Annotated in this window: 19 protein-coding genes, 1 tRNA gene and 1 pseudogene; 9 read left to right on the top strand and 12 right to left on the bottom strand. The window is 39.6% G+C overall.

Annotated elements, in window-relative coordinates; translation table 11 throughout:
* Positions 1 to 14: 14 nt before the first annotated feature.
* The 4 genes from J9318_RS01920 to J9318_RS01935 form a co-directional block, all read right to left on the bottom strand.
* On the bottom strand, positions 15 to 512 hold the full coding sequence (locus J9318_RS01920) for an Ig-like domain-containing protein (RefSeq protein ID WP_210560822.1): 498 nt from the start codon (positions 510 to 512) through the stop codon (positions 15 to 17).
* Between the two features lie 10 nt (positions 513 to 522).
* Positions 523 to 2,115, bottom strand: coding sequence for a DUF4331 domain-containing protein (locus J9318_RS01925; protein WP_210560823.1), 1,593 nt, complete (start codon positions 2,113 to 2,115; stop codon positions 523 to 525).
* 215 nt (positions 2,116 to 2,330) lie between these two features.
* Complete coding sequence (locus J9318_RS01930; protein WP_210560824.1) at positions 2,331 to 3,071, bottom strand: anti-sigma factor; 741 nt, start codon at positions 3,069 to 3,071, stop codon at positions 2,331 to 2,333.
* The gene (locus tag J9318_RS01935; protein ID WP_210560825.1) at positions 3,068 to 3,625 is read right to left on the bottom strand and encodes a sigma-70 family RNA polymerase sigma factor; all 558 of its coding nucleotides are present in this window, start codon (positions 3,623 to 3,625) and stop codon (positions 3,068 to 3,070) included. Before J9318_RS01935 ends, J9318_RS01930 begins: the two co-directional genes overlap by 4 nt.
* A gap of 234 nt (positions 3,626 to 3,859) precedes the next feature.
* Here J9318_RS01935 and J9318_RS01940 point away from each other — a divergent pair, with 234 nt between their 5' ends.
* A complete protein-coding gene (locus J9318_RS01940) occupies positions 3,860 to 4,918 on the top strand; it encodes a peptidase M42 (RefSeq protein ID WP_210560826.1) in 1,059 nt (352 codons plus the stop codon).
* 18 nt (positions 4,919 to 4,936) lie between these two features.
* Here the strand turns inward: J9318_RS01940 and J9318_RS01945 are convergent, their stop codons facing one another.
* On the bottom strand, positions 4,937 to 5,329 hold the full coding sequence (locus tag J9318_RS01945) for a hypothetical protein (protein ID WP_210560827.1): 393 nt from the start codon (positions 5,327 to 5,329) through the stop codon (positions 4,937 to 4,939).
* Positions 5,330 to 5,630: 301 nt separating this feature from the next.
* On the opposite strand from J9318_RS01945, the gene J9318_RS01950 reads away from it, so the two are divergent.
* Positions 5,631 to 5,816 carry a hypothetical protein gene (locus J9318_RS01950; RefSeq protein WP_210560828.1) on the top strand — a complete coding sequence of 62 codons (186 nt, stop codon included), beginning with the start codon at positions 5,631 to 5,633 and terminating at the stop codon, positions 5,814 to 5,816.
* A 68-nt stretch (positions 5,817 to 5,884) separates the two neighbouring features.
* Here the strand turns inward: J9318_RS01950 and J9318_RS01955 are convergent, their stop codons facing one another.
* The 3 genes from J9318_RS01955 to J9318_RS01965 form a co-directional block, all read right to left on the bottom strand.
* Positions 5,885 to 6,343 (bottom strand): methyltransferase family protein, encoded by a 459-nt coding sequence (locus tag J9318_RS01955; RefSeq protein ID WP_210560829.1) that lies wholly within the window; start codon positions 6,341 to 6,343, stop codon positions 5,885 to 5,887.
* Positions 6,344 to 6,402: 59 nt separating this feature from the next.
* Positions 6,403 to 6,924 (bottom strand): hypothetical protein, encoded by a 522-nt coding sequence (locus tag J9318_RS01960; RefSeq protein WP_210560830.1) that lies wholly within the window; start codon positions 6,922 to 6,924, stop codon positions 6,403 to 6,405.
* A 125-nt stretch (positions 6,925 to 7,049) separates the two neighbouring features.
* Complete coding sequence (locus J9318_RS01965; RefSeq protein WP_210560831.1) at positions 7,050 to 7,292, bottom strand: DUF4282 domain-containing protein; 243 nt, start codon at positions 7,290 to 7,292, stop codon at positions 7,050 to 7,052.
* Positions 7,293 to 7,466: 174 nt separating this feature from the next.
* Here J9318_RS01965 and J9318_RS01970 point away from each other — a divergent pair, with 174 nt between their 5' ends.
* The 5 genes and pseudogenes from J9318_RS01970 to J9318_RS13990 form a co-directional block, all read left to right on the top strand.
* Entirely contained in the window at positions 7,467 to 8,831 is a 1,365-nt protein-coding gene (locus tag J9318_RS01970) for a DEAD/DEAH box helicase (protein WP_244731792.1), read from the top strand.
* 387 nt (positions 8,832 to 9,218) lie between these two features.
* The gene (locus tag J9318_RS01975) at positions 9,219 to 13,145 is read left to right on the top strand and encodes a hybrid sensor histidine kinase/response regulator transcription factor (RefSeq protein ID WP_210560832.1); all 3,927 of its coding nucleotides are present in this window, start codon (positions 9,219 to 9,221) and stop codon (positions 13,143 to 13,145) included.
* A 120-nt stretch (positions 13,146 to 13,265) separates the two neighbouring features.
* On the top strand, positions 13,266 to 15,149 hold the full coding sequence (locus J9318_RS01980) for a hypothetical protein (protein ID WP_210560833.1): 1,884 nt from the start codon (positions 13,266 to 13,268) through the stop codon (positions 15,147 to 15,149).
* A gap of 224 nt (positions 15,150 to 15,373) precedes the next feature.
* Positions 15,374 to 16,906, top strand: a complete 1,533-nt coding sequence (locus J9318_RS01985; protein ID WP_210560834.1) for a hypothetical protein — start codon at positions 15,374 to 15,376, stop codon at positions 16,904 to 16,906.
* 178 nt (positions 16,907 to 17,084) lie between these two features.
* A pseudogene (locus J9318_RS13990) lies at positions 17,085 to 17,147 on the top strand (hypothetical protein); the annotation flags it as partial.
* Between the two features lie 93 nt (positions 17,148 to 17,240).
* Here the strand turns inward: J9318_RS13990 and J9318_RS01995 are convergent.
* A tRNA-Ile gene (locus J9318_RS01995) sits at positions 17,241 to 17,317 on the bottom strand.
* 75 nt (positions 17,318 to 17,392) lie between these two features.
* The gene (locus tag J9318_RS02000) at positions 17,393 to 20,155 is read right to left on the bottom strand and encodes a choice-of-anchor B family protein (protein WP_210560835.1); all 2,763 of its coding nucleotides are present in this window, start codon (positions 20,153 to 20,155) and stop codon (positions 17,393 to 17,395) included.
* A gap of 150 nt (positions 20,156 to 20,305) precedes the next feature.
* Between J9318_RS02000 and J9318_RS02005 the strand changes: the two genes are divergently transcribed.
* Positions 20,306 to 21,952 (top strand): flagellar assembly protein A, encoded by a 1,647-nt coding sequence (locus tag J9318_RS02005; RefSeq protein ID WP_210560836.1) that lies wholly within the window; start codon positions 20,306 to 20,308, stop codon positions 21,950 to 21,952.
* Positions 21,939 to 22,925 (top strand): diacylglycerol/lipid kinase family protein, encoded by a 987-nt coding sequence (locus J9318_RS02010; protein ID WP_210560837.1) that lies wholly within the window; start codon positions 21,939 to 21,941, stop codon positions 22,923 to 22,925. Before J9318_RS02005 ends, J9318_RS02010 begins: the two co-directional genes overlap by 14 nt.
* 35 nt (positions 22,926 to 22,960) lie before the next feature.
* Here J9318_RS02010 and J9318_RS02015 read toward each other — a convergent pair whose 3' ends face one another.
* Positions 22,961 to 23,701: a DUF481 domain-containing protein gene (locus J9318_RS02015; protein ID WP_210560838.1), complete on the bottom strand. Its 741-nt coding sequence runs from the start codon at positions 23,699 to 23,701 to the stop codon at positions 22,961 to 22,963.
* Between the two features lie 21 nt (positions 23,702 to 23,722).
* The gene (locus J9318_RS02020) at positions 23,723 to 24,511 is read right to left on the bottom strand and encodes a DUF481 domain-containing protein (RefSeq protein ID WP_210560839.1); all 789 of its coding nucleotides are present in this window, start codon (positions 24,509 to 24,511) and stop codon (positions 23,723 to 23,725) included.
* Between the last annotated feature and the right edge of the window lie 187 nt (positions 24,512 to 24,698).

Below are 24,698 nucleotides of genomic sequence, written 5' to 3' on the forward strand. Positions count from 1 at the left end.
ATTTTTAAAAAAATTTAAAAGTCGACGAGCAACTCGTCAAAGTCTGTCTCAACTTCAGTATTTAAATAATGACGACCATTAACACTAAGCGGTAAGCTAGATGGTTCTTGGCGAAACGCTGATCTAACCTGAGTCGAAAAATCAACTGGCAGTTGCTCAATAGTGATGTTTATCGTTCCTATAACTGGTTGGTTTACACCATCTGAAACGGAAAACTCAAAACTGTCTTCGCCGGTCACTTCAATGTTTGGCGTATAAACATAGTTACCGTTGCTTGCAACGGAAACAGTGCCTAACTTAGGTTCAGTAACCAAAACGAAAGCCAGCGGGTCATTTTCCTTGTCGCTTGCCAACAACATGTCGGTGACGGGCACTTCAGTTTGGGTGATCACGCTTGCGGTAACTGCCTGTGGTTTGTAGTTCACTTTAGATTTGTCGTTGTCACTGTTACAAGCTGAAATAGCAAGCACAGAGGCCAAAGCGCTAACCCTAAGTAAGTTCATGTTATTCATGTCAGTACTCCTATTTTGAACCCGCTAGAGGCGTTGCTAAATAAGGGAACGACGCGTCCATCATGGTTGCATCTAGAGGTGCACCATCGGTGAACGGAACTAAACCTGTATTTGCATCTTCTGGCGCACATAGGCCTAAATCAGTATCGGTACCATTAACTGGAACTGGGTGACATAAACGACCCATAACAACGCGCAGCGCAATATCTACTACATCATCACCAGGACGACGGCCATTTGGGAATCCCGCTAAGTCATTGCCCGCAACACCAAATGCCGATTGGTCTGCTTGACCTGTGGCCGCGATACCCGTATTTAAACGAAGCATTTCCGCGCCCGTTACAGTTGCTTGTTGATTCACGCCAGGGAAGCCTGTTAAAAAGGCCGTAACTAAGTCATTACGTGGGAAGTTAGTTGGTGCTAACGTTTCCATGTTTGTGCCTAGCGTTGTGTTTACCGCGTCTTTAAACAAAATGTTTAGAAGCTCTGGTAAAGATGGGTGAGTTACGTAGTCGATAAACTGACCATCGTTTTGTGGGTGAGATGAAGAAAAAGTATCTTTATCTTTTAGGCCAATCACTAACTCGTTCACCAAAGGGTTCCCTAAACGAGACACTTGAGTTAACGCACCACCGCTGACACTTGGTTTTTCAAAGGTTGCATTTGGATTTAAGATACGAGCTTGAGGAAGACTCGCCGTTGTCCATGTACCAATCGTGCCATTGCCTTCACCTGTTACGCAGGCTTTTGGTACTTCAATCGCAATAGAAGTTACATTCTTATCCGCTAAGTCATCATTACTGTCCGACTGAGTGATACCACCAGGGAAACCTTCGCCATCACCGGCGCCTGGAGCGCTGTCACCTTCAACTGGTACATAGTTCACTAAGTCAAAAGTCTTACCAAGGTTTACAACAAATGGGTCTTTACGTTGACCAACAAATACTTTTGCCATGTTGTCACAGCCAGGAATAGAGACTTGATAGACAAATTGGTCAGCGTAAGCTTGGTAGTTCGCCATTGATGTGAATGTTTTATTACCTACATAATCTAATGGCTTACCAAATTCATTGGTATTGGTCATTGGATTGGTGAGCGTGGTTTTTGTACCCGTGCGCTGTGGACCGGTAATAACTGACATTGAGTAGCTTTCGCTAAAATTAACCGCGGCGTTGTTGCCTGGCGCGATTCCACCGATGTTCTTTAAAGGTACTGCAACGGTTCTTTGATTGCCTTCTGGGCCAACGGTAAGGGCAATACCTTCATTATCTTGCGCTAATTTGCTTTTAAAATTAAAGGCGAATGTCATATCTTCAATGGCGTCGCCATCGCTATCAATATGAATGCTATACGTAGCATCTGGATCCATCGCAAAGTAATTTGGACCGCCGTAAGCGTCTTGCAGAGGAATGTAATTGGCGATTAGCGTGACGTACTCGCCACGGCCTTCTTCGTAACTATTAAATGCGTAAAAATCTGTTGAGTCTAATGCTGCAAATCGAGCAATGTTTGGTGCTTCTCTATGACTCGAGGCATCACTTGCCGTGCTGAAAAGAGTACTGCATACAGCCAGAGCGACTAAAGATGGAGTTAACAATTTCATGACTTTATCCTTTGTTTTATTAAGAAGTCATGAAGAAAACGCGCGAGGTTTTGCATTGGATGCAGAAAAAGTGAAATTAATTGAAATAACTAAAAATTAGTTTTTTAGACTGATAATCAGACACAAAAAAGCCAGACTATTTTACCAGTCTGGCTAAATTCACAAAATATTTTAAAGCGGCCTGATTAACCATTAACCGCTCAAATAGTCTTTCTTTATAAAACCACTAAGTCAGTGGTATACAATACTTCCGTTGGCGATCCTGTTGGTGAGCCACCTAGTGGTTCTAAACTAACGGCTAGCAAGGCAATATCTTCAGCTTTAAAACGACCATTCCTCACTAAGATTTTTACGCCATCTTTAGGCAATAAACCTAATGAAATTGGCGCATCTTGGCCTTTTAATATCATCCATAATTCGTAATCTTTGTCCGCTCTCGCCTCTAGCGAGGAACTTGCCTTAACCATTAAGTTTTGGTCTTGAACATCAACTAACCATAATGGTGCTTTGGCTTCATTCTTAAAAACAGCAAGTTGACTGCTTTCAAAGGTATCAACTGGCAACGGTTTTTCTGATTGCCAAATAACAGCAGCAAGAGCGATACACGCAACCGACGCGGCCATAGACCAAACTTGCAGGAACCTGCTCTTCTGTTTTTTCGGTGTTTCTTTAACTGTATTGCCTTCATCATTGCTGGCTTGGGCTTGAATATTTAGGGCAACCACATTGGAATCAATTCGTTGGCTGATCCTTTCCCAAACTTGCTGATCAGGTGTCACCGACTCAATTGAACTGGCAAGCCGGTTTAAATGCTGCTCCCATTTCCAAGTCGCCTCGCGGGCGCGCGTAGACGTAAGCATGAGTCTAGAGTATCTATCACGAGCTAAACCAACCAAAGTGCCTAACACGTACTCTGCTGCCAACATGTCTATGAGTTTTTGATTTTCATAATTCATAACGTTAAACACCTTTGTAATTGTTGTAAGCCACGTCGAATCCAACTTTTTACCGTACCTAATGGTGACGATACATGATCAACTAACTCATAATGGGTTAGGCCTTTGTAATAAGCTAAATGAATAGCTTGGCGCTGCTGTTGATCTAACTGCTCAATACAGTCGACTAACTTATTGTCGCTGTTTGACTCGTACTCGACGGTTAAGTCAGTTTCATGGTTAACTTCAACGTTTTCCAAGTCTGCACTATGCTCCCCAGTGAGGGTTTGCTCCTTTCGCACTTTATTGTAGCGAATCAGATCTAAGCTTCGATATCGAACAATGCTAATCATCCACGAAATCACCACACCTTTACTGGATTGATAATCGCTCGCGTTGTGCCAAATTTTAATAAACGCATCTTGCAAAGCTTCTTCGGCCAGAGCCGTGTTCTTCAGCATTTTTAAGCTTATGGCATACAGCTTGCCGCTGGTGGCACTATACAATTCAGCAAATGCCTTTTTGTCGCCTTTCGCAGTTGCACTGAGAAGAGGCAATAATTCATCATGTTCCATATTTGACCTATCGTTGGTTGTTATTTCTGTAACGTCGCAAAACAAAAACTGGATGCAGAAACAGCGAACTTTTTTTATACCCTAACAGGTCGAAGTGAAAATGCGCTAAAAATATATTACAAAGTTAGTAAAGTGCTTAAAAAACTAGTTGTATTGCCATTTCAGGTTTATATTCAAAGCATTACTAATGGACCTTGATAGGCAAGGATCCACACCTAAACCGTAGGCGAAATAATGCTAGACAATGACTTTATCGATTTGTTGAAAACGATCATAAGACAACCCAGTGTGGTTGGCGCAGAACATTCGTTTTTTAGGGTTTTACAACGAGAACTTGAAGAACGAGGCGCCAAAGTAACTTGGTACGAGGGTTTACTTGTTGCGCAAGGCTCGGATCCATTCAGCGCCATGTTCTCTGCTCACATTGATCGACATGGATTGATTTGCACTGGCCCTAATGAATTTCAATATGCGGCGTTTATCTCGGCAAATAAAACAGACTTATTAAATAACTCAGTTTCTGAAGAGCTGATGACTAAGGTAACTGAGCGGTTTAAGTCGGAAACAGTATATGCATACGAACCTTGGTCTGGTGTTTATCGTGGTAATGGGGTCATAAAAAATAGCTACGTCTGCGAATATCGCAACAACCTCATATTCGAAATTGAAGGTTTAGAAGACGTCGTGGCGGGAACGCCCATCGCCTTTAAAGACAAGTTGAAAATTACCGAAGAGCGATTATCAGGACAACTTGATAATGTGCTAACGGCAGCCGCACTTGTGCACTTATTCAGTCAAGGGTTTCAAGGTACGGCATTTTTTACTGCGCAAGAAGAAGCAGGCAAAAGCTGGCGTTATCTTTTAGAATGGTTTCGCCGTTTTGGTGGCAATACCAATAAGTTATTTGTTGTGGATACAAGTCCATTTCCAAATGTAGAAACGGCTAATTTACAATTGCTGGTGCTTAGAGAAAAAGACGCGAATGCACACTTCAATTCATCATCCACTGCGATGATTGCAAAGCTATGCGAAGACAATAACATAAGTTACATATACAAAGATAAATATGTCGAAGACGATAATGCATTGAGAGTGAGCCGAGGTGAGCCTCCGCATTCTTTAGGAAGCACTGAGCTTGGGCGAATTATCGCGGCCTCAAATGGGTTGGTTGACGGCACAACAATACAAATACCAACGATTGGGTACCACACGATGCAGGAATCAGCGTCGGTGAAGTCGGTGCAGGCATTCTTGGATTTGTTACAGGTGCTTGCAAAAAAGACAACCGAGTAAATTGACTATCGAGATGCTTTAAAAAATTTTATTTTTCGCTAAGGTTTGGTTTAGAAAGTCCATCAGCTTTGGAATGTCCTTATCAATAACAATAGGCATGGTAAGTTCGCCATCCTTTCTAAATCGACCTGAATGCACGTAAATACTATTTTCATGTAAACCAACAGCTAAACAGCCCGCTCGCTGTAGTTGCACATAAGCTTGGTACATTAACTCTATGGCATCGTACGTAATGCCAGCACTCGGTTCTGGCCGTTGCAGCATAACCCACTTTGTTACAGGCGCAGCTACGCGCAATATCTCTTCCGTTATGGCTCTAACGCCAGCCGCGTTAAACCCTTCCGCATAGTCACAATAAACCAAGTGGCCTTCTAGCCATACTTTAAAACTACCATGAGCCGGATCTTGCATTTACCGCATTCCTAAATCGTTTGTTTATAATTTATCTAAATTTCTATCATCAAATAACGAGCAGATGCAATCTTTTTAATTAGATGAGTAATATAGAAATAAAGCGAACCTATTTGGTGCAAAAACATCCGAGATTTGATCAAATTGGTGCAACGACAACAGATGCCTCAAGGCACTACGAATTATAAAGCTTTATAAAACAGAATAGTACAAAAAATAGACAAAGTGGTACGTTTCTTTCTTATAAAAAAGTACACCAGCTGTAACTATTAACCGAAATGTAAAACTTGAGGAGAGAGCCATGCGTGGTCTTTTTGATATAGTGAACGATGCTTACACCGAAGTATATAAACTGACACATTTGGGATTTAGTCAATTCGATATGGACACTAAACTGTTTAACAGCGAAATGAACAAAGATCTGTTTGAAGGCAGCCCTAATTTTTTTAATGACGAATCTAACGGACCAGACAGCTCGAGCGATTAATAAGAAAAAGAACAAAGATAGCAAACTTCAAAGCAGTAAAGTGAAGAAAATAGCACCATTTCTAAAGGTTAAAGCCAACGCCTTACTGTTTTTTTATAGGTGATAAAATCACTACCAAATAGCTTCTCTAAAAACTGTTCTTCAGGGATGATCTGGTATTTATTTAAATACAACACAAAAAAAGCAGTAAAAACAAAATTTAACGGGTTGGCCAAATATATTAAATAGCCAATTAATACCGACAGCATACCAACATACATTGGGTTTCTAGTGTGTTTATAAATACCAGAATTCACCAACGTGGAAACATTTTTAGTATTGACTGGGTTTACGGTGGTTTTATGAATTTTAAAGGCCACGACACCTGCTAACGCGAAAGATATTCCAATAAGCCCAAACAGCAATAGCCCAATTAAATTGAATGAATAAGTCAGATTCAAATCGGCGAAAACATGATTCGTTAAAAACATGCACAACGCACATATGGCCAATAGAACTAACGGAGGGATTTTTTGCTCAAGTTTCATAGTCATAGCCACTTCGTAATAAAATCAAAAATACTTTTGTCGTTATCAGCGAAATATTATTAGATGACATTTATGGTGATACTTTCAGTTATCTGTTTCGCAAAGGATGTTAGCTTCTCACTGTACTCTTCACATTTAGAAGTTGTTTTCTCGTTTGATATGTTAATGAATATATAAGTTTTATTATTTACGGCGTTTGCCAAAAGTAACTCGCATTTCATTCCATCTACATCAAGCATGTATTCTACGCCTTGACTCGTTTCATTTTTGAATGAAGTTTCTATCTCGCTATTTTGAAATACCTGATAGTCGTTATTAGCATATGCACTTTTAAGAAACTGTTCAGAAAAGGCCTGTAGTAAGGGGTATGGGTTTTTTGTGTCTCTAAAAATAAAGGCAGTGGCGAATATTTCTTTATTCTTTAGGAAAAATCGAACGTTTGGCCCGTCAGCCTCGACTTTTGTTACGTTATTAGTTGCATGTAATTGCAATCCAGACATCGGGTATGCGTGAAGTTGCTCCAGTGAATGGGCGGTAAACGATAGAAGCGAAATCAGGGTAACTATGAATAGAGTTTTCAAAGGCTTTCCTTATATATTGAGCGTTATTAATATGTCTTAGCTTCAATATGAAAAGCCAAATTAATGTACCGAAAAAGACTAAAAACAGCTGTTCTTAGTCTCTCATTTGATTTAAATACGGTTTGTTACTTTTCCGCGATAGTTTTTAGGTTTTCGTGGATCTTGAATAAAACAATAAGTAACTCACACCAAATTCTTGATCCGATAGAACCAAAAACAATGATACCTAACCCTGCAAAAAATCCGCCACCATATTGAGTAAACATTGCGCTCAAGCCGGAAATTACACAGCCTAAAAGCATAAGCCAATAAATAAAAGTGATAATTTTAGGGGTTAACATTGAATCAAAAACAAAAATGTTTTTCACGGGTAAATCCTTTTTAAGTAAAACTCCAGTTAAATATACGCTAGGCAATCGGAGTTATAAAAAGCCTAACAATCGATTTTTTAGATATCGGCGTATCATTTATTTCTACGCTAACTTACCAGAAAATATAGTTAATTCAATTACAGAAATAGTTACTCCAATATAGCGAAGCAAGTGGCAAAAATTTACGTGCGCAATTTGCACACCAATTCGGCAGACTTGAGGTATAATAAAACCATTATTCGTCAACAATTGAGCATCATGGCATCTTTCGCAAAACTCGGACTTAACAAAACCCTTCAATCCAATACCAAAACATTAGGCTACAGTAAGCCTACTTACATCCAAGAAAAAGCCATTGGCGCGGTCCTATCAGGTACAGATACCTATGCGATTGCACCAACAGGAACGGGTAAAACGGCGGCGTATTTATTGCCGATTTTACAAGAGTTAAGTCAGGTTGATTATAGCGAAGAGCAAGTCAGACCGATCCGAGCATTGTTCTTAGTGCCAACTCGTGAGCTAGCCTTGCAGGTTGAAGAATCGATTGGCTTATATGGTAAAGGGCTAGGCCTTCGTACTATTAGTATTTTTGGTGGCGTTAGAATGCAATCGCAAGCGAATCGTTTTAAACGCGGAACCGATATTTTGGTTGCAACACCAAAACGTTTAATGGACATGCTAAAAGCAAAAACAATCTCACTTGAAAAGATTCAGTTTTTTGTAATGGATGAAGCAGATCGTTTAGTTAGTATGGGTATTCATAGCGAACTTAAACATATGATGGCGTTAATGCCTTCTAAAGCACAAAAAGTTCTGTTTTCGGCCACGGACTCAAAAGCACTAAACAAATTTAGTAAAGAATACCAAAACCGCGTGAAGCTGATTAAAGGTGGCGATATACAGCCCGCTCTCGATCAGATTGTCCATACTATGTATCGCGTTCGTCGTGAAGAAAAACACGAACATTTATATGCCTTGTTAAAACGTCTAGACAGCACACGTGTATTGATTTTTGCGCATAGCAAACATGAAGTGAACTACCTAAATAAGCTATTAAACGAACAAGGTTTTGTAACAACGGGTATTCACAATGACATTTCACAAAAAAAGCGTCAGCAACGACTAGAAGGTTTTAAAACAGGTGAGTTTAACTACCTAGTTGCAACCGACATTGTTTCGCGTGGTATCGATATTGATGATTTATATTATGTGGTTAACTTTGATTTGCCAGTTAACAATAACGACTACCTTCACCGAGTAGGTCGTACCGCAAGGACTAAAACAAACAAGCTGGCGACTAAAAAAGCTATGGCGACTAAAGAAATGCAACAAACGTTGTCTAAGCAAATCGTTGACGAGAACAAGTCTAACTTTAGTTCGGCGCCTGAAGAGCAAAATGTTATTAATCGAAATGACATCAATGGCCATGTTTTTTCACTAGTTGGCCCAGATCAAGAACGCCTAGTGCCGCTTATCATTAAAGCGGTAGGTAAAGACATCAAGCTAGAACGCCCTACTTGGAGACTTGAACGATAAGTCAGTGTAGCAACAATTAGCTATCCTTAATCCAAAATAAATAAAGCCCTTAAACGGGCTTTTTTTGTGGCTCAGAGGTACGCGCTATTTTTGAAGAAAGCCCAAATTTTATGACGAAAGTAAAACAAGCGAAAAGTTAGGCGATTAATTGCCAATATTTTTCAGTGGATTTTAATGGATGCTTACTGGAAGAGTCTTGGGAAATGGTGCCCCTCCCTGTGTCGATTTGACGGTGGAATTGGGGTTGTGGTTTCGAGTTTGAGACAACGATATTCTGGTGTTTTGTCGGATGCCGACATGAGTGTGTCGGTTAAGTGTATGAGACCGAGTAAGAAATAAAGTATGATTTGCTTATCATTATAATAATTCTAAAAACTTAACTTGATTATGGCGTTACTACGGACGGTTTTACTTTTTATATTCATCTATTCGGCATCATCAGCCGCGCAATTTTTACCGAACCCTAACTACACCAGCTATAACATTGAAGATGGTTTATCAAATAGTATGGTATACACCATTGCTCAAGACGGTGATGGTTATATGTGGTTTGGTACAGAGGATGGGCTGAACCGTTTTGATGGTCAGAATTTCAAGGTATACCGCTATAATCCGACAGATGCAAATAGCTTGGTGGGAAATAGTATTAATCAAGTTTATCTGGCACCTGACAATTCTCTATGGATAGCGACCCATAATGGGATAAGCCAATACCATAAAGAGTCAGATAGTTTTACCAGATATGATAGCTCAAAAGGTCTGTCTCACAACAATATTCAATCAGTGCTGAAAGTAGGTAATGAGCTATGGTTAGGCACAGATAATGGGTTAAATGTAGTTAACATAACTACGCAAGAGGTATCGACTTTTCCTGTCAGTGATAATGGTAATGGAACCAATCATAAATCAATTCGTTCATTGGCAAGACAAGGTAATTATATTTGGATTGCGACTTGGGGTGGCGGTTTAAATCGCTATGACCTTACGTTAAAACGCTTTGATTACTTCCGTCATGATTCGAATGATGATCGCAGCCTGAGTTCTGATACAGTCTATACATTGTTTAATACGACTGAGAACGAAATTTGGATTGGCACTGTACTTGGTGGCTTAAGCCGATTTAAAGCAGATTGTGAGTGCTTTGAACGATTTAACCCAAATCCAGAGTATCAGCAGTTGACTGTACCTAACTTGGCTGAAGGCGCAGATTCGCTGTGGATTGCAACCAATAATGGTCTGAGCCAATTTTCATTTAAAACCCAAACGTTCAGCAATTACCCAATGCTTAAACCTTATGAGCTTGGCAATATCACCCGCGATGTTCGCTCAGTGTTTATAAGTCGTGATGGAACTATTTGGCTGGGCAGTTTTCAAGGTGGTGTGATAGCCATTCCTGCTATTGGTTTTGCAATTCAAACTTATCAGTATTCAGAACAGGCTCAAAATAGCCTTTTATCAGATGATATAAATTCATTAATGATCAACAATGGTTATCTCTGGACTGGCGCTGTTGGTGGCTTATATCGCTACCCAATTTCAGATGATGGTCGGCTGGGTAAAGCAGAGTTAGTGCTTGATGCCTTTACCCTAAAAATAGAACCGTCTCATGACGGCAGTTTTTGGCTGGCAACAAATGATGGTTTATATCATCTTGATGCTGAACTGAATACGCTCTCACATAATGACCATTCCAAACTAATACCTGATATTGCTGGGGAAGGCGCAGTTTTAGATGTAGTTGAAACTACACAAGGCCAGATCTTTGTTGCGAATTGGCGTGGTGGATTAACAACGCTGGTGGATGAATATCAGGGCGATTTTAAGCAAGTGGGTGTTAGTGGTGATGCACGAGGCATTAAAGCAAACGCCAATATATATGCTCTTGCTGAAGGGCTAAATAACCAACTTTGGGTTGGAACAATGAATGGGGTGAATCGGTATGATATCGAAACGGATATGATCCATCACTACTCATTACAGTTAAACGAAATCCAACCCCAAGTTACTGTGTACTATCTCTATGTCGATGGTGCAGAGCTATACCTTGGCACCAGCAACGGAGTTTATCAATATCAACCATCTTCAGATACGTTTAAGCATTATCCGTTACCGTTAAAAAGTCACTACATACAGGCTATAACCAAGGAGTCGCAAAACATCTTTTGGTTATCGACGTTTAATGGTCTGTATCGTTGGAACAAATCAACGAATCAACTAAAAGCATTCTTTAAACGCGATGGGTTACAAAGTAGTGAGTTTAATACCAAAGGTGTTGCAACTGGCGTCGATGGAAGCCTGTATTTTTCAGGCATTGATGGTGTTTCAAAAATTATTCCCGAGCGATTAGTGCAAGGTGATTCTGCCGCTAGTTTGAGATGGATTTCACCCGATAGCAAAGCATTAGTTAGTGATGCACTTAGTTTAGAGTTCATGGCGTCAACAGACACGATAGCACTTGAGTACTTCGTTGATGATTACTTTCAACCCGAACAACGCCAATTTAGGTATCGTTTAAATGAAGGGAAGTGGATTAATAATGGTAGTGCTAGCAGTATTCAACTCAGTGGTTTAGCAAAAGGCTTGTATCGCATTGAACTCCAATATTCACACGATGGAATAGAATGGAATAACGCACAAAGCAACGTAAATATCTTGGTGAGCCCACCTTATTATCAGTCAGATATTGCACTCACCCTATATTTCTTATTATTGATATTCACAGGCTATGGTTATTATCGGTATCGAACAAGCTTTCTATTAAGGCAAAAAACGCAACTTCAGAAAACAGTTGATGAAAAAACGGCTGAGCTAGCTTCTACGTTAGAGCTAAAAAATCAGCTGTTTGCCAATATATCTCATGAGCTTAGAACTCCTATTACTTTAATCAATGCACCAATTGAACAATTAGCTCAACAACCTAATTTAACTGAGCAGCAGCAAAAGCTTATTCATTTGGCTCAGAATAATGGCAAGCGATTATTTGGATTGGTTGAGCGGATATTGCACCTGAGTAAAGTTGAACAAAAAGAAAAGCAAGTTGAGCCTATTAATATCGATGACTTACTTATACGTTATGTGATTGCCTTTGGGCCTTTGATGCAGCAAAAGAAGATTAGACTACAACAACATCTTAGTAGTAATGCAATCATAGAAGCAGATAAAGAAGATCTGGTTTCGATACTTGAAAACCTGCTATCCAATGCATTGAAATACACAAGTGTTGGAGGTTGGGTAAAACTCGATTCAATGCTGGTCGATGGTAAATATCAGCTCATTGTTGAAAATCAACACTCAGGATTAGCATATGAGCAAACAACCAAAATATTCGATCGATTTGAACGCTTAGGGCAATCCGATTCTGAGCAAGGGTTTGGTTTGGGGTTATCGCTGGTAAGAGATATATGTAGCCAAAATGGTTGGAAGATAACCTGCTCAAGTAAAACAGGATCAGTCGCTTTTACTTTAACGGTTGATGATTTTTGCATAGAAAGCAACCAAGAGTCTCCAGCTCAAAGGCAAATAATAGAACTTGGTGCTGGTAAAGTAGCATCCAGCAATCAAGAACAACAATCAATACTGATTGTCGAAGACAATGATGAACTTCGTGGCTTCTTGGTTGATTTATTATCAAGTGATTACAAAGTTTCCAATGCAGTCAATGGTTCAAAAGGATTAGAGTTCGCCATTGAACACATTCCAGATTTGATAATCTCAGATGTCATGATGCCAGAAATGGATGGTTTCTCGTTAGTTAAAGCCCTTGCTGAGCATGATAATACCAGTCATATCCCAACTATATTATTAACAGCTAAAGCGGATGAAGAAAGTGAACTAAAAGGGCTCGAATTGGGGGCGGTAGACTACATAGCAAAACCCTTTGAAGCTCGTCAATTACTCCTAAAAGTTAAAAATACACTAGAGCGCCAGAAGCTAAGATTTAAAACTCAGCAAAATCATGATGAACCCGTTGAAAATATCGTTAGTGAGCGCGATCAAAAATTCATTGAGCGTTTCAATCTAATAGTCGAAAAAAATTATGCTGATAATGAATTCAGTGTCGAAAAGCTCGTTGATTCAATTGCCATGAGTGAAAGGCAGCTACAACGAAAGTTAAAGGCACTATTTAACCAAACGCCAGCCGAGTACATTCGAAATTACCGATTGCTAAAAGCAAAGGAACTCTTATTAGCAGGTAAATCCATTTCGTTAACTTCTGATTTAGTGGGCTTTAATTCTTCAAGTTATTTCAGCCGAAGTTTTAAAACGGCTTTCGGGCAGTCACCAAAAGAGTTTATAACTCAGTCACCTAAGTAAAATACATGGCCGACAAAGCAAAAAGTCGGCAATGTACATCTTTCTGTCGGATTCGTTCATAGCATAACTTATTAATTTATATAGATTATATAAAAAGAAACTAAATTTATAAGGTGAGTTGTGAGATTACTATTTACTATATTTTTATTGACGTTGGTTGGTTGCAATACTACTTCCAATCCAAAACTGTCTCCAGAACAAATGAATAAAATCAAACTGGATACAGAGTTAAAAAGGAAGGCTTCATTAGATAATTATAAACGTTCAATTACTAGCGGTGAGTTCACGGGGGACGTTTTTGATCAACATTCTCCTCTGAATGATTATATGTTTGATCAAGAAATGGACGCTGAATGTACCAACAAAGTGGGCGGTGGAAACAACTGGAGCTACCAACGCCAATATAACGCATCGGCTCAATGTAGTTGTAACTCCAAAGTTAGTTACAATTATTGTCGTAGAGGTAACAAAAGAAGAAATGAACTTGGTCTAAAAGAGATGCAATCAATTAGGCAAACTGCATGCAAAAAAGACAGTCTAGCTAAAGCAACATATAGGAACTTATTGGGTATTCATTCTGATATAAAAAATGCCCAAAAAAAATTTCCAAACGATATTACGAAATTTAAAGCAGAAGCCTTCAGTTCTATCAAAAAAATGTGTGAAAGCTCTGTTTACCAAGCTGCTAATTATCCCTTAGATACAAATTATTCGGCGCCTAGAGTTGAATTGCCTGGCATTTGTTTCGTCACTAACAGCGTAATGGCAAAAAACTTGAAATTACCAGGCTCAGAAAGCTACGTTAAATCAAACTTTGACGAAGCAAGTGTGAAAAATTGCGTAAATTACTTTACTGCTCAATATGACGAACAAGTGACAGAATATAAAGTCGCTAAGAAGAACAGAGAAGAAAGAAAAAAGCAAAAAGCGCAACTCGCAAAACAAAAAGAAGCAGATCTGTTAGCAAAATTGAAGAAAGAAAATCAAGCAAAACGCAAGTTTGAAAAGCGATTTGAACTATCAATAAAAACCGGTGAATTGTCTTTTGTTTTAGATAAATCCAACACTTCCTCTCATGGCGATGCGCAGGGTATTCAGGAACTCTTTTACTTTGGTACCACTTCCTATTTTACTTATTTAGATCAGTTGAACTCTCAAGTGTTTACACCTCCAGTTAAAGGAGAGTTTGAAACTACTACAGAATATAAAAAACGGAATAAAACCGAACTTGCAAAATTTAACCAATCGTTACTGGAAAAAAAGCGAGTGTTGCCTAAAAAGTTAGCCGAATATTTAAGTGAGTCAGTGGGTAAAGTCGTTGTTGATTCCGTGTTATACGATGCAGATTCGGAAACATTCACAATAGAACTAACATCAGTCTCTGGAGTGCACCTTATCAGTTTGAAATTAGCAACGGAGGCTAAAGACGCGCAGTTAATTAAAAAGAAATTGGGAGAATCACACCCCTTTATGATTTTTGATTATGGCAAGGACTTAACTACTGCAACGTTAAAGAGAGTGGTTTTAGCTTATCGTAGCAAAGACCCTCATAGCTCGCAGTTATTTAATCCTCAACATAAAAAAATTGAACTTACCCTCAATAAAACTCAAAGCAAAGCTTGGGTGACTGCATATCAAGAGAAGAAAGAAGCTGAGAGGTTAGAACGAGAACAAAAAGAGCTTGCAGAAAAAAGGCAAATAGCTAAACAGTTTCCGTATATAGCCACCCTTTCTTGTGGTTATGGCAGGCTAGTAGTTTGTTTGGGGAACGATGGTAGCCTGAGTTACAGAACAAGCAACCGGAGCGTAACATTGACTCCAAATGAACTCGCACAATCAAGTGAATATGAATTTAGGCTAACCAAAGACTTCGAAATTCATGCGCAAAACGGTGGTAGAAGGGGACAGGTCTTATCTTTAGAAATTAGAGACTTAGTGTCAGGGAAAGTTCTTTATTCTGAAAGTGTATCAAATCCTTATGAAAGGATTAAAGTGCAAGATTAAATAGTTTTGTATCTAAAAGGTTGGGGTGTCCTCCAACCTTGTAGATTGAACTTCACTCAATTTTATTTCAATAATGTTGAGCAAGTAATTCGTCGGTAATGTACAAGTAATTGTCGGTGGAGTGAACACTTAAAGTCATTTTATTTCATATGGTTAAGCCTATGTTTTCTTTCTTACCAACAGGTTGGAAGCTAACTGGGTATTAACATTAAAAGGAAATGAAGATGATAAGAAGTAAAGTGACTTTAGCAATATCACTGGCATTTGGCTTAGTTCTTAGTGGTTGTGGAGGTAGTTCTTCAGGTGATGATAATCAATCCGTAACCCCTACGGCAAAAGTATTAACTGTAACTGGCAAAGCTATTGATGGTTATATCGTTGGTGGAACGGTATTTTTGGATATCAATGGTAACGGTAAAGCCGAACCCAATGAGCCACAAAAAGACACCGAAGAAGGTGGCGATTACACTCTAGACGTTCCTGAAGAAGATGCTGAGTGTTTGACATATTCTGCAATCATTGTCGATGTGCCAGCAGGTGCATGGGATGAAGGCTCTGAAGATGAAGGTGTTGAAGCTCATGAAGTAACTGAACCCTATCAAATTGTATTGCAGCCCACTTTTGAACCAATCACAGAAGAAGACTTCACTAACGGTTTAGTCAGAAATATTTCCCCTTTAACTACAGTGGTATGGGAAGCGATTGAGCGCAGTTATCCACCATTTGCACAAAACAAAGGTAACAACCCGAATGATAGTGCCTCAAACGCTAAACATTGCCATTACCTGAAAAATCACGATCAAGCTGTACAAGAGCTACAACAAGAAATTGAAGATGCAGTTAATGGTTTAGTTCAGTTTTACAACCTATCAGCGGATCAAATGTATGCTGACTTTATTGCGGATAAAGACTCTGAAGCCTTTCACGCTGCGCAAGATATTATGAAAGGACTAAAAGCAGCCTACAAGCGTAAAACTGACTTAAGAGAACAATACTCAGATTACCCAAATGCTGAGATCCGAGTATTTGTGCATCGAAACCCAGAGTTAGATGAATATTTTCAAGTTGATAACGGCTGGTATCGTGACGAAATCGTATTTCTGGGAACGGAAGATTTTATCGAATTTAGCAAACTACAAGATACAAACAAGCTGGATAAAATTGACTTCATCACCAGTAAGTTTCATGAGTTAGGCCAAGAGTGGAATGATCAAGATAAGAATGGCTGGCTAAGTGTTAGAAAGGACGCGTACAGAGATTCTGACGGTAAATACCGCTGCGCGAAAAACGAAAGAGTCAGTTTTGATGTTGATGGGATTCATTATGAGTTAGGTAATGGTTCTGATTCAGATGTTTTAGCTGACTCGTTTGAAAATTGTAACTTTGATGATTTTTCGAATCCTTATGAGAGAAACTATAACCTTAGATATAAAGACAGTGAATCAATATATAGTGCAGAGTTCTACTTTAGAGCAGAGCAAAGTCGCTTTACGGAATTGTCTGAGTGGAAAGAATTTGAAGGTAAAAACGAGCTTGATGCCCAGCAGATGTTAGATATCTTAGTGCTAACTCCTTATAAGTGGGAAGATGAAGTAAATATTGATACTGCATATTGGCGTAAACGTAAAGAAGAAGGTGATGTACAAATTGATGTCGATAATGAAAACAACTGGCAGAGAGCAACTAAGCAAGCAGATGGAACGATATTATATGAGTGCAGTACGGATGGTGAAAACTGGAGAGAATGTGGCGAATAATTAATAAGTTATTCGTTCCGTAATTGGCGATCTAAATGATCGCCTTTTTTGTTGTCTTGAAATACAAACTGATTAGAATGTTACTGGATATTCGCAACCATAAAAGGTAACCGATAGTATTACCGGAGAGAAGAAACGAGTAAAACAACCTAAGAAGCTAAGACAGTGGTTCTATCAAGTGTTTAAGCATTTGAAACATGAAAGCAAAGAGCGTTTCATAGTGGTGAACTTGAACAGCCAGCATCAAATTATCAATTATGAAGTTATAGCGATTGGCACGGTAAATCAGAGAATAGTAAGTAGTTATTTACTATATCTCACGTATTTAGTGAAATGGTGCCCCCTCCCTGACTTGAACAGGGGACCTGCCGATTATGAGTCGGATGCTCTAACCAACTGAGCTAAGGGGGCTTAATGAAGCGCAGGAAGTATAAGCAAAGTTAAATTGCTTGTCACTCCCTGATTTGCTTCTATGTTATTAATTGCTTAATGTTTAATCAATTCTTTTCTTGTTCTTCTAAAAACTAGCAATAATAAGCTCAATGACAACAATAAATACGACATACTTGAGCCACTACTTGATGTGTCATCAGTTTTTATAACAATAATTGGTGGTGCTTCTAATACCAAATCAAATTCAGCTGAGGTTGATGCGTTAAAAATATCACTGATTGTAACTCTAACGGTATAAGTGCCAACTGCTGTCGCATTAAATGTTGGCGTGGCTGAGTCGGTATCAGTTATGGTCGCTCCGTCTGGGCCTGCCGTAACTTCCCATAAATATGTGAGCGGGAAGTTAGCATCATCAGTTACGTTACTAATGCGAGAGCTTAGCGAATAGTCACTATAAAGTGTTTCAGACGCACCGCTCACAGCAAAACTAGGCGCGATGTTGGAGTCGTCATCATATAAGTTAATTAAAACTTCTGACACAAAACTGGCATCACTAGGTGTTGCTGATGTGATTGACAAGATTACTTGTTCTAGCGATTCAGCTTCATCGTCATTATTTACCGCAACGGTAATTGTTTTTGAGCCCAGTTCACCATCGTCCCAACTGACAGTGTCATTAATAAACGTCAATTCATTAGTCGCATTGGCACTTGTAGTTGGCGCTACGCCAACGGTTACCGAAACCGCACCTGTATTACTCACAGAGCGCGTTAAGCTAAAGCTCAGCTGATTATTGCCTTGTGCATCGGTAAGACCTTCAAAAGCCGTTACTTCCTCGTCAGTAAAGTCAATTTGACCATAATTACCTTTGCCTGCAATAACGCCATAAGCTGATTTGTTTTGTCCCAACGTTACGCCACCGGTCACATTAAAAAGCTTAAGCTTAAAGCGTTCTCTAAATTCATCATCGTCTGTGTCTAAGGTAACAAGAACATCTATTTCTTTGCTACTCGTATCGCCATCTGCCCATGTAAGAGTGCCAGTGGAAGCGGTAAAGTCATCACCATCGGCAGACAGTTGTAATGTTTCATAATCAACACTGACCGCGCCAGTTGCGCCATCAACTCGTTCAACAACAAAGGTCACCGCGTTACCTTCTTCCGCAGCATAAGATGACTCAGTTAATTGGATTTTACCGGCTGCTACGTCACGAGTATTGTCGGTTAAAATATATAACCCTGAATTAATATCGCTAGCGAGAACTAATCCACTTGGTAAAAAAGGATAAACTCCCCAGGCACCATTAAAACTATTGTTATTACTCACCGGAAAGGTATCAAAGTTACCCACTTCAACCGGAGCAATTGGGTTGGTGATATCTAAAATGGTAATGCCTTTTTCATAATTCGACATGTAATAACGATTGCCACGAACATAACCATTGTGATCGATCGCCCGTGTATTGCCTACCCACGAACCACTATAGGTAGGTTGCGTAAGATCTTGCACATCAAACACGTACAAGGTGGTATTGATGCCGTTATAAAGTTCGTCTTGTTCGTCATGCAAAAATATGTATTTTTTATCTTCACTCCACCAACCAGAATGCACGTATTGCGCACCTTGATATGTTGCCGAACCAAGCTCTGTGGTGTTTGAAGGAACTGTTTGGTCCCAAAGGCGCATTTCATTTTCATTAAAGTCGACAAACACATCACATAAATTAGAAGCTTGATTACATTGCTCTTGAGCGCGTTCATCTGTGACCACCATCGAGGTCCCGTCATGTGTGTAATCATTTCGCGATTTATCTAACGGTACATAAGCCGAAGAAATATTTTCAGGGTTAGCCAACGAATAACTACGGTGGGCACCGCCATAAGACGGAGAGCCCATGACATGCAAACGAGAAACATAGTCGTTAATTGCTACGCCCGTGGTGTAATCAACATTAGATATGTAAACGTTATGCGCTCTGGCATTACTGCGATCAGTTTTAACTAGTGATACTGACTCAGGCAGATCATTTAAGTCGATAATAGCAACGCCACCATTGGCCCCATCGGTGGACACATAAGCGTAAGCGGCCCAGCGAACATTTGCTTTGTCGTAATATTGATAGACCTTGATATCACGCCATGAGGCACTTACGCCAATAACCGTGCCGACTTCAATCGGATTAGAAGGATCACTTAAATCAAATACAGCAACACCGTTACGCACGCCAATTAAGGCATATTCAGTATCGGTATTAAGATCGACGTGTCCCCACACATCGTTTCCTGCACCAGGTGTACTGCTCATTGCAGTTAGCGGTACGTGTGCAACTAGATCCATATTGTTGCATTGAAAGTCGCCAGCCATGTTATCAACACAGGCCATGTCTTTTTGTGACAAGCTTAAAGCCTTCACCGCCGATATTTTTGCATCTAGTGCGATGCGTTTTTCTTCTGACATGGCTTTTATATCAGAAATAGGATTAAAACCTTTATCGCTTAATACTTGGTGATACTCCGCTGGAATACCATGAATGTAAGTTGGGTTTTTAGTAACACTTTGACTTTTATATTTATCAGTAGGAGAGTAACCACCCTTAACGGTTATAAGAGAACCAGTAAGGTAAAAAATGTCGGAAACGTCGGTAAGGTAATAATTACCTGCGGCGACATAGACAATATCGCCTTTGTTTGATTGAGCAGCGGCAAAGCCTATGGTTTTACAAGGAGTAGCAACTTTGTCGCATCGACCTTCGTCAACCCCGGTTGTTGACACGTATCTAGGTTTGTCGTGTTCGGCATGAGACCAAACAACAAAACTAATGAAAATAAGACTTGCGGCCGATACTATCTTAAACATTTTTATATCTCCTTGTTTCAATATCTTATTATGGGCAGGAAAAGTATAAATTATCCACAAAATAAGTGTAAAAGTTGTTACATCTCGGCATGAAACTTGGTTACAATCAAACACAGTTGGCGTTATCTATAAGCAGTAATAGGAAGTATTGTGCACAATTTTAAGTTTTCTCAAGAAGGCAAAGACACTTTTATCGCGTTGCATTGTGAGCGTGATACAAAGGCTGTGCGCGAGAAAGACATAATAGATGCATTTGAAGAGTCGTATTTTTTTGAAGCCTTTTTACTGCACGACGAAGTAGCAAATTTCACTGAACTTGTTAACGAAAAAATTGCCGAAATAGAAAAAGGTGAATTTGAAACGGCAGATGTTGGCCATAAAATTGCCGAATTACGTGATGCTGAACTTACCGTAACGCTTAGCCCAGATAAAATGGTTGGTCGACTTAAAATTGTTAGTGCTTATGGCGGTGAAATGCCGTCTATCGACGATGTAAAGACCGCGTGTAAATTACAAGGTGTGCGTTTTGGTCTTAAGCGCTCTAAAGTTGAAAAACTGCTAGAAAAGGGTTTTGACGCAGCGCCCGGTGAAATATTTGAAGGCGACATCGCCTTTGGACTAGAGCCTAAACACGGCAAAAACGCCTACTTCAAACCGCTGGTAGAATTATTTTCAGATAAACTTCGCAAACCCGCTGAGAAAGAAGGCGGGAAAGTCGATTTACGCGATTTAGGCGATATTGAGACAGTAAAGCCAGGCCAAAAAATATATCAAAAAATCCCCCTAACCGACGGCAAGCCAGGTCGGAATATTCTTGGCGATGATTTGCCTCCCACTCCTGGTAAAGACGCTGAGTTAGAATTGTCGCAAGGTACCATTATCGATGAACGTGACCCTAATATTTTAGTCGCCAGTCGTGAGGGATTAGCCCGTGTGATAGATGAACGCATGGAAGTCGACAATGTTTACACCATCAGCGAGCTGACACCAAAACAAGGTCATATCAAGTTCAACGGTACCGTTATTATTAGTGGTGATGTGTCGCCAGAAATGCGTGTTGTTGCTACCGGCGACGTTGTAGTTGGTGGATTTGTCGAGTCTGCATCTATTCGTTGCCAAGGTGAAATTACTGTTATTGCTGGTGCGTCTGGTAAGTTACTAGAGCCAGAACAGCCAGGTCGCCAATACAACTGCTTATTAGAAGCTGGTAATCGCGTTAATATTGCCTTTGCAAACCAAATCGATATTCGTGCTAAGCGTGATGTGTTTGTACATAAACAATTATCGCACTGTAATGTGGTAGCTGCATCACTTCGAGTTGGCCAAGGCACTAAAGCAAATGGCAAGTTAATCGGTGGTAATATCGAAGTCAGTAAAGGTATTGAAGTTGGTCATTTGGGAGCGCCTGCGGGGGCAGATACTAGAATATCGATGAACCGCACTTATAAAGTCTTTAAACAAAAAGAAGATATGTTGTGGGAAAAAATTCATCCGCTTTCTGAAGAGCAAGACAAACTTAAAGACAAGCTGAAAATGCTTATGTCGAATGAACAAAAACAAGAACTGAAAATGAAAATTGCTAAGTTATCAAAACAAGTTAGCAAGTTAAGCTATCAGCGTAAGCGCATTATCCAACGGCGTCGTGATTATATGGATGTTATTGAAATCCATGTGAATCATACTTTATATAATGGCACGCTAGTTGAGTTTGGGGGTAAAAACCTTTCCAACGATCGTCAACGCGGCCCTTCAGTTATTCGCTTAAACGAGCAGGTGATAGAGATTGAACCTAAGTAAGAAATCTGGCAGCAAAGACAAAACGCCTTATTTCTTAATTGTTTTTAATCCAGTCCAAAATACCAAACGACAACAATTGTTAGCGCAGTTGATAACGGCATTAAAAGTAAAAAAGTTACAATATAGCCTGTATCCTACCGAAGCTAATTTGACGGCAAATCAGCACTATTTTAAACATCATCTAAATGAATTCAGCGACATTATTGTATTGGGCGGAGATGGCACATTCAACGTTGTTATCAACTGCGTGTTGCAAGATGGCCTTAATACTAATATTGCCATTGGGTTATTGCCTGCTGGCACAGGAAACGACTTTGCTAAACGTTGGTATGATGCCACGCAATACCCGAAAGGACTAAGTAACCCGCAATTAATCGATATTGTAATCGCAGACAAGACGAAAACATTATACATAGGTGAGTGTGCATTCAACGGTAACACGCGCTACTTTCATAATGTGCTAGGGGTTGGTTTTGATGCGGTTATAGCCAAACAACTCGTACATAAAAAGTCTATGTTCAAATCGTTGAGCTATTTGGTGGCCGCCGCACGCTATATTCCTTTTTATCGTGAGCCAGAGTCTGAGTTGTTGCTTAGCAGCAATGAAAGTAGCTCTTCAAACAATTACATAAACGTTAACACCTACAGGTATAAAAATTTAATAACCGCCTTCGCCAATAGCAAGTTTTTTGGCGGTGGTTTACCTATCGCACCAAGTGCAAATCCAATGGACGCAAATTTACATTTAATTAGAGTGCCGAAGTTAGCCTTGCATCGAAAGTTAGCATTATTAACTAAATTAACAATGGGCAAACATCTAGCCGAAAAAGAAGTGCATCACGAAATACTGACTAGTGATCATCAAGGTGAAATCATTAAGGATGGGCTTGAAATAGAAGCGGATGGTGAGTTTATTGGCGAGACGCCATGTTTGGTAAAACTCTCATCTCATACTCTTAAAATAAAAGCATGAGATGAAATTGTATAGACAACTTTTAAGCGGGTTGCTTAGAAGTTTACAACTAGCGTTACCGCTGTTTCTGTGTCTGTTTTGTCTAAACCAGGCGCAACGTCTGAGTTAGTGATTGTCTTGTAGCTAACTTTCATTTTCATCATGTCAGTAAGCGTTGCTTTAAGCGCTGTTTCAGTAATTGTACGCGTATTGAAATCGGCATATTCTAAGCTTACGTTTTGAATAAACGTTGCAGACTTAGATATTTTCCAATTGTACGCACCAGACGCACGACCAACAAAACCATCTTCAGTTTCGCCAGCTTGAGTTTCTGCTTTTGTATAACCAGGACCAACGTTGATGTCTAAGTGCATGTTGTCTTTTTCTAATGCACGGAAGCTATAACCAGCTGCAACAGTTGTGTATTTTTCGTAAGCGCCAAACTCATCGTTTGTGTAGCTACCAAATACGAATAGTGCAGACTTAGGACCTAACTTGTAGTCGCCTTGAGCAGAAATTGTGAATCTGTCATCGGTAGTTTCTGTTTCTTTTTGGCCGGCAGCGTTAACAATTTCATTGTCTTTTTTCAGAATGTCGAATGTGTATGTGTTTTTCCATTCTTCTAAATTTTGTATAACGGTAATATTACCAAAGAAAGAAGACGACTCAGTATTACCTGTGGTAATTAAAACACCGGCTTCTGCAGATACTTCTAACGGGTTTACTTCTTCGTTTGCAAACGCAGAAGGCGCTAAAATAGCCGCTGTTAAAAGGCTAAGTGGTAAAATCTTTGTCATTATAAATTCCTTGTCGTCTCGTTAAATATTCATTACTAGTGTTAATGAAGTCTCTGTAGATAACTTCGGTATATTACTTTCAACTTCAGTATTGTGTGTTGCCTTAAACCCAACCTTCATTTGCATAGAGCTGGTAAGTCGAGTGTTTAGCGATGTTTCAGAAATCGTTCGGGTGTTAAATCCGGCGGTTTCAATTGAAACGTTTTGCACAAATCGTGCGTAATCAGTGAAGTCCCACTTAAATGCGGCAGAACCACGAATGATTAAACCTTGTTCAGTTTCGCCTTCAGACGTTAAGCCTTTAGCATAACCTGGACCTATGTTTAGGTCTAAAACCATATCATCTTCATTTACAGCTCGGAAACTATAACCGGCTACTATGGTCGCATATTCAACGTATGCAGCAAATCGATCGTCGGTATAACTGTAAAAGCCGAACACCGCATCGGTGTCAGTTAACTCGTAGTCTGCTTGCAAATTAAAAATGTATTTTTCGGCACTGGTTTTAAAAACTTCTTTTTGCTGTTCGGCATCATACACGTCATCTTTTTTGTAAAGTGCGTTAAACGAGTATTGCATACGCCAGTTTTGCCATTCGTGGTTAGCATTAGCTTTTGCTAAAAACGACGTAGATTGAGTTGTACCAGACGTAATCAAAATACCTAACTCAGCAGACATATCCCATGTTTTATCTTTGAACATAGGTTCTAACTCAAAGTCATCATCATCGCGTAGTAAAGTTTTTGCATTTGTGAGTGCCGGAAAAAGAAGGGCACTAAAAAGAAAAATGCAGAGATAAGTTTTAACCATGAATCACCAAAATAAACCAGAGAGCTTGAGCGAGCGCATTGTAATTTAATTAGGCTAAATACTCTACCGTTTGAGGCACTTAGTTGTATATTTTTTATTCTTTTATTTAACGGGTTGTGATTATCGCGTCAATCAAGGAAAATGCGCGCTGTTTCTAGAGTGGATGCAGGCTCTGACTAACCTAAAC

The organism is Psychrosphaera aestuarii (assembly GCF_017948405.1).
Taxonomy (GTDB): Bacteria; Pseudomonadota; Gammaproteobacteria; order Enterobacterales; family Alteromonadaceae; genus Psychrosphaera; species Psychrosphaera aestuarii.

Excerpts from the sequence above, each read along its gene's own strand:
- J9318_RS01955 (WP_210560829.1), bottom strand. The coding sequence starts at position 6,343 with ATGAAACTTGAGCAAAAAATCCCTCCGTTAGTTCTATTGGCCATATGT.
- J9318_RS01945 (WP_210560827.1), bottom strand. The coding sequence starts at position 5,329 with ATGCAAGATCCGGCTCATGGTAGTTTTAAAGTATGGCTAGAAGGCCAC.
- J9318_RS02020 (WP_210560839.1), bottom strand. The coding sequence starts at position 24,511 with ATGGTTAAAACTTATCTCTGCATTTTTCTTTTTAGTGCCCTTCTTTTT.
- J9318_RS01935 (WP_210560825.1), bottom strand. The coding sequence starts at position 3,625 with ATGGAACATGATGAATTATTGCCTCTTCTCAGTGCAACTGCGAAAGGC.
- J9318_RS01925 (WP_210560823.1), bottom strand. The coding sequence starts at position 2,115 with ATGAAATTGTTAACTCCATCTTTAGTCGCTCTGGCTGTATGCAGTACT.
- J9318_RS01985 (WP_210560834.1), top strand. The coding sequence starts at position 15,374 with ATGATAAGAAGTAAAGTGACTTTAGCAATATCACTGGCATTTGGCTTA.
- J9318_RS01950 (WP_210560828.1), top strand. The coding sequence starts at position 5,631 with ATGCGTGGTCTTTTTGATATAGTGAACGATGCTTACACCGAAGTATAT.
- J9318_RS01920 (WP_210560822.1), bottom strand. The coding sequence starts at position 512 with ATGAATAACATGAACTTACTTAGGGTTAGCGCTTTGGCCTCTGTGCTT.
- J9318_RS01930 (WP_210560824.1), bottom strand. The coding sequence starts at position 3,071 with ATGAATTATGAAAATCAAAAACTCATAGACATGTTGGCAGCAGAGTAC.
- J9318_RS02000 (WP_210560835.1), bottom strand. The coding sequence starts at position 20,155 with ATGTTTAAGATAGTATCGGCCGCAAGTCTTATTTTCATTAGTTTTGTT.
- J9318_RS02015 (WP_210560838.1), bottom strand. The coding sequence starts at position 23,701 with ATGACAAAGATTTTACCACTTAGCCTTTTAACAGCGGCTATTTTAGCG.
- J9318_RS01975 (WP_210560832.1), top strand. The coding sequence starts at position 9,219 with ATGGCGTTACTACGGACGGTTTTACTTTTTATATTCATCTATTCGGCA.
- J9318_RS01940 (WP_210560826.1), top strand. The coding sequence starts at position 3,860 with ATGCTAGACAATGACTTTATCGATTTGTTGAAAACGATCATAAGACAA.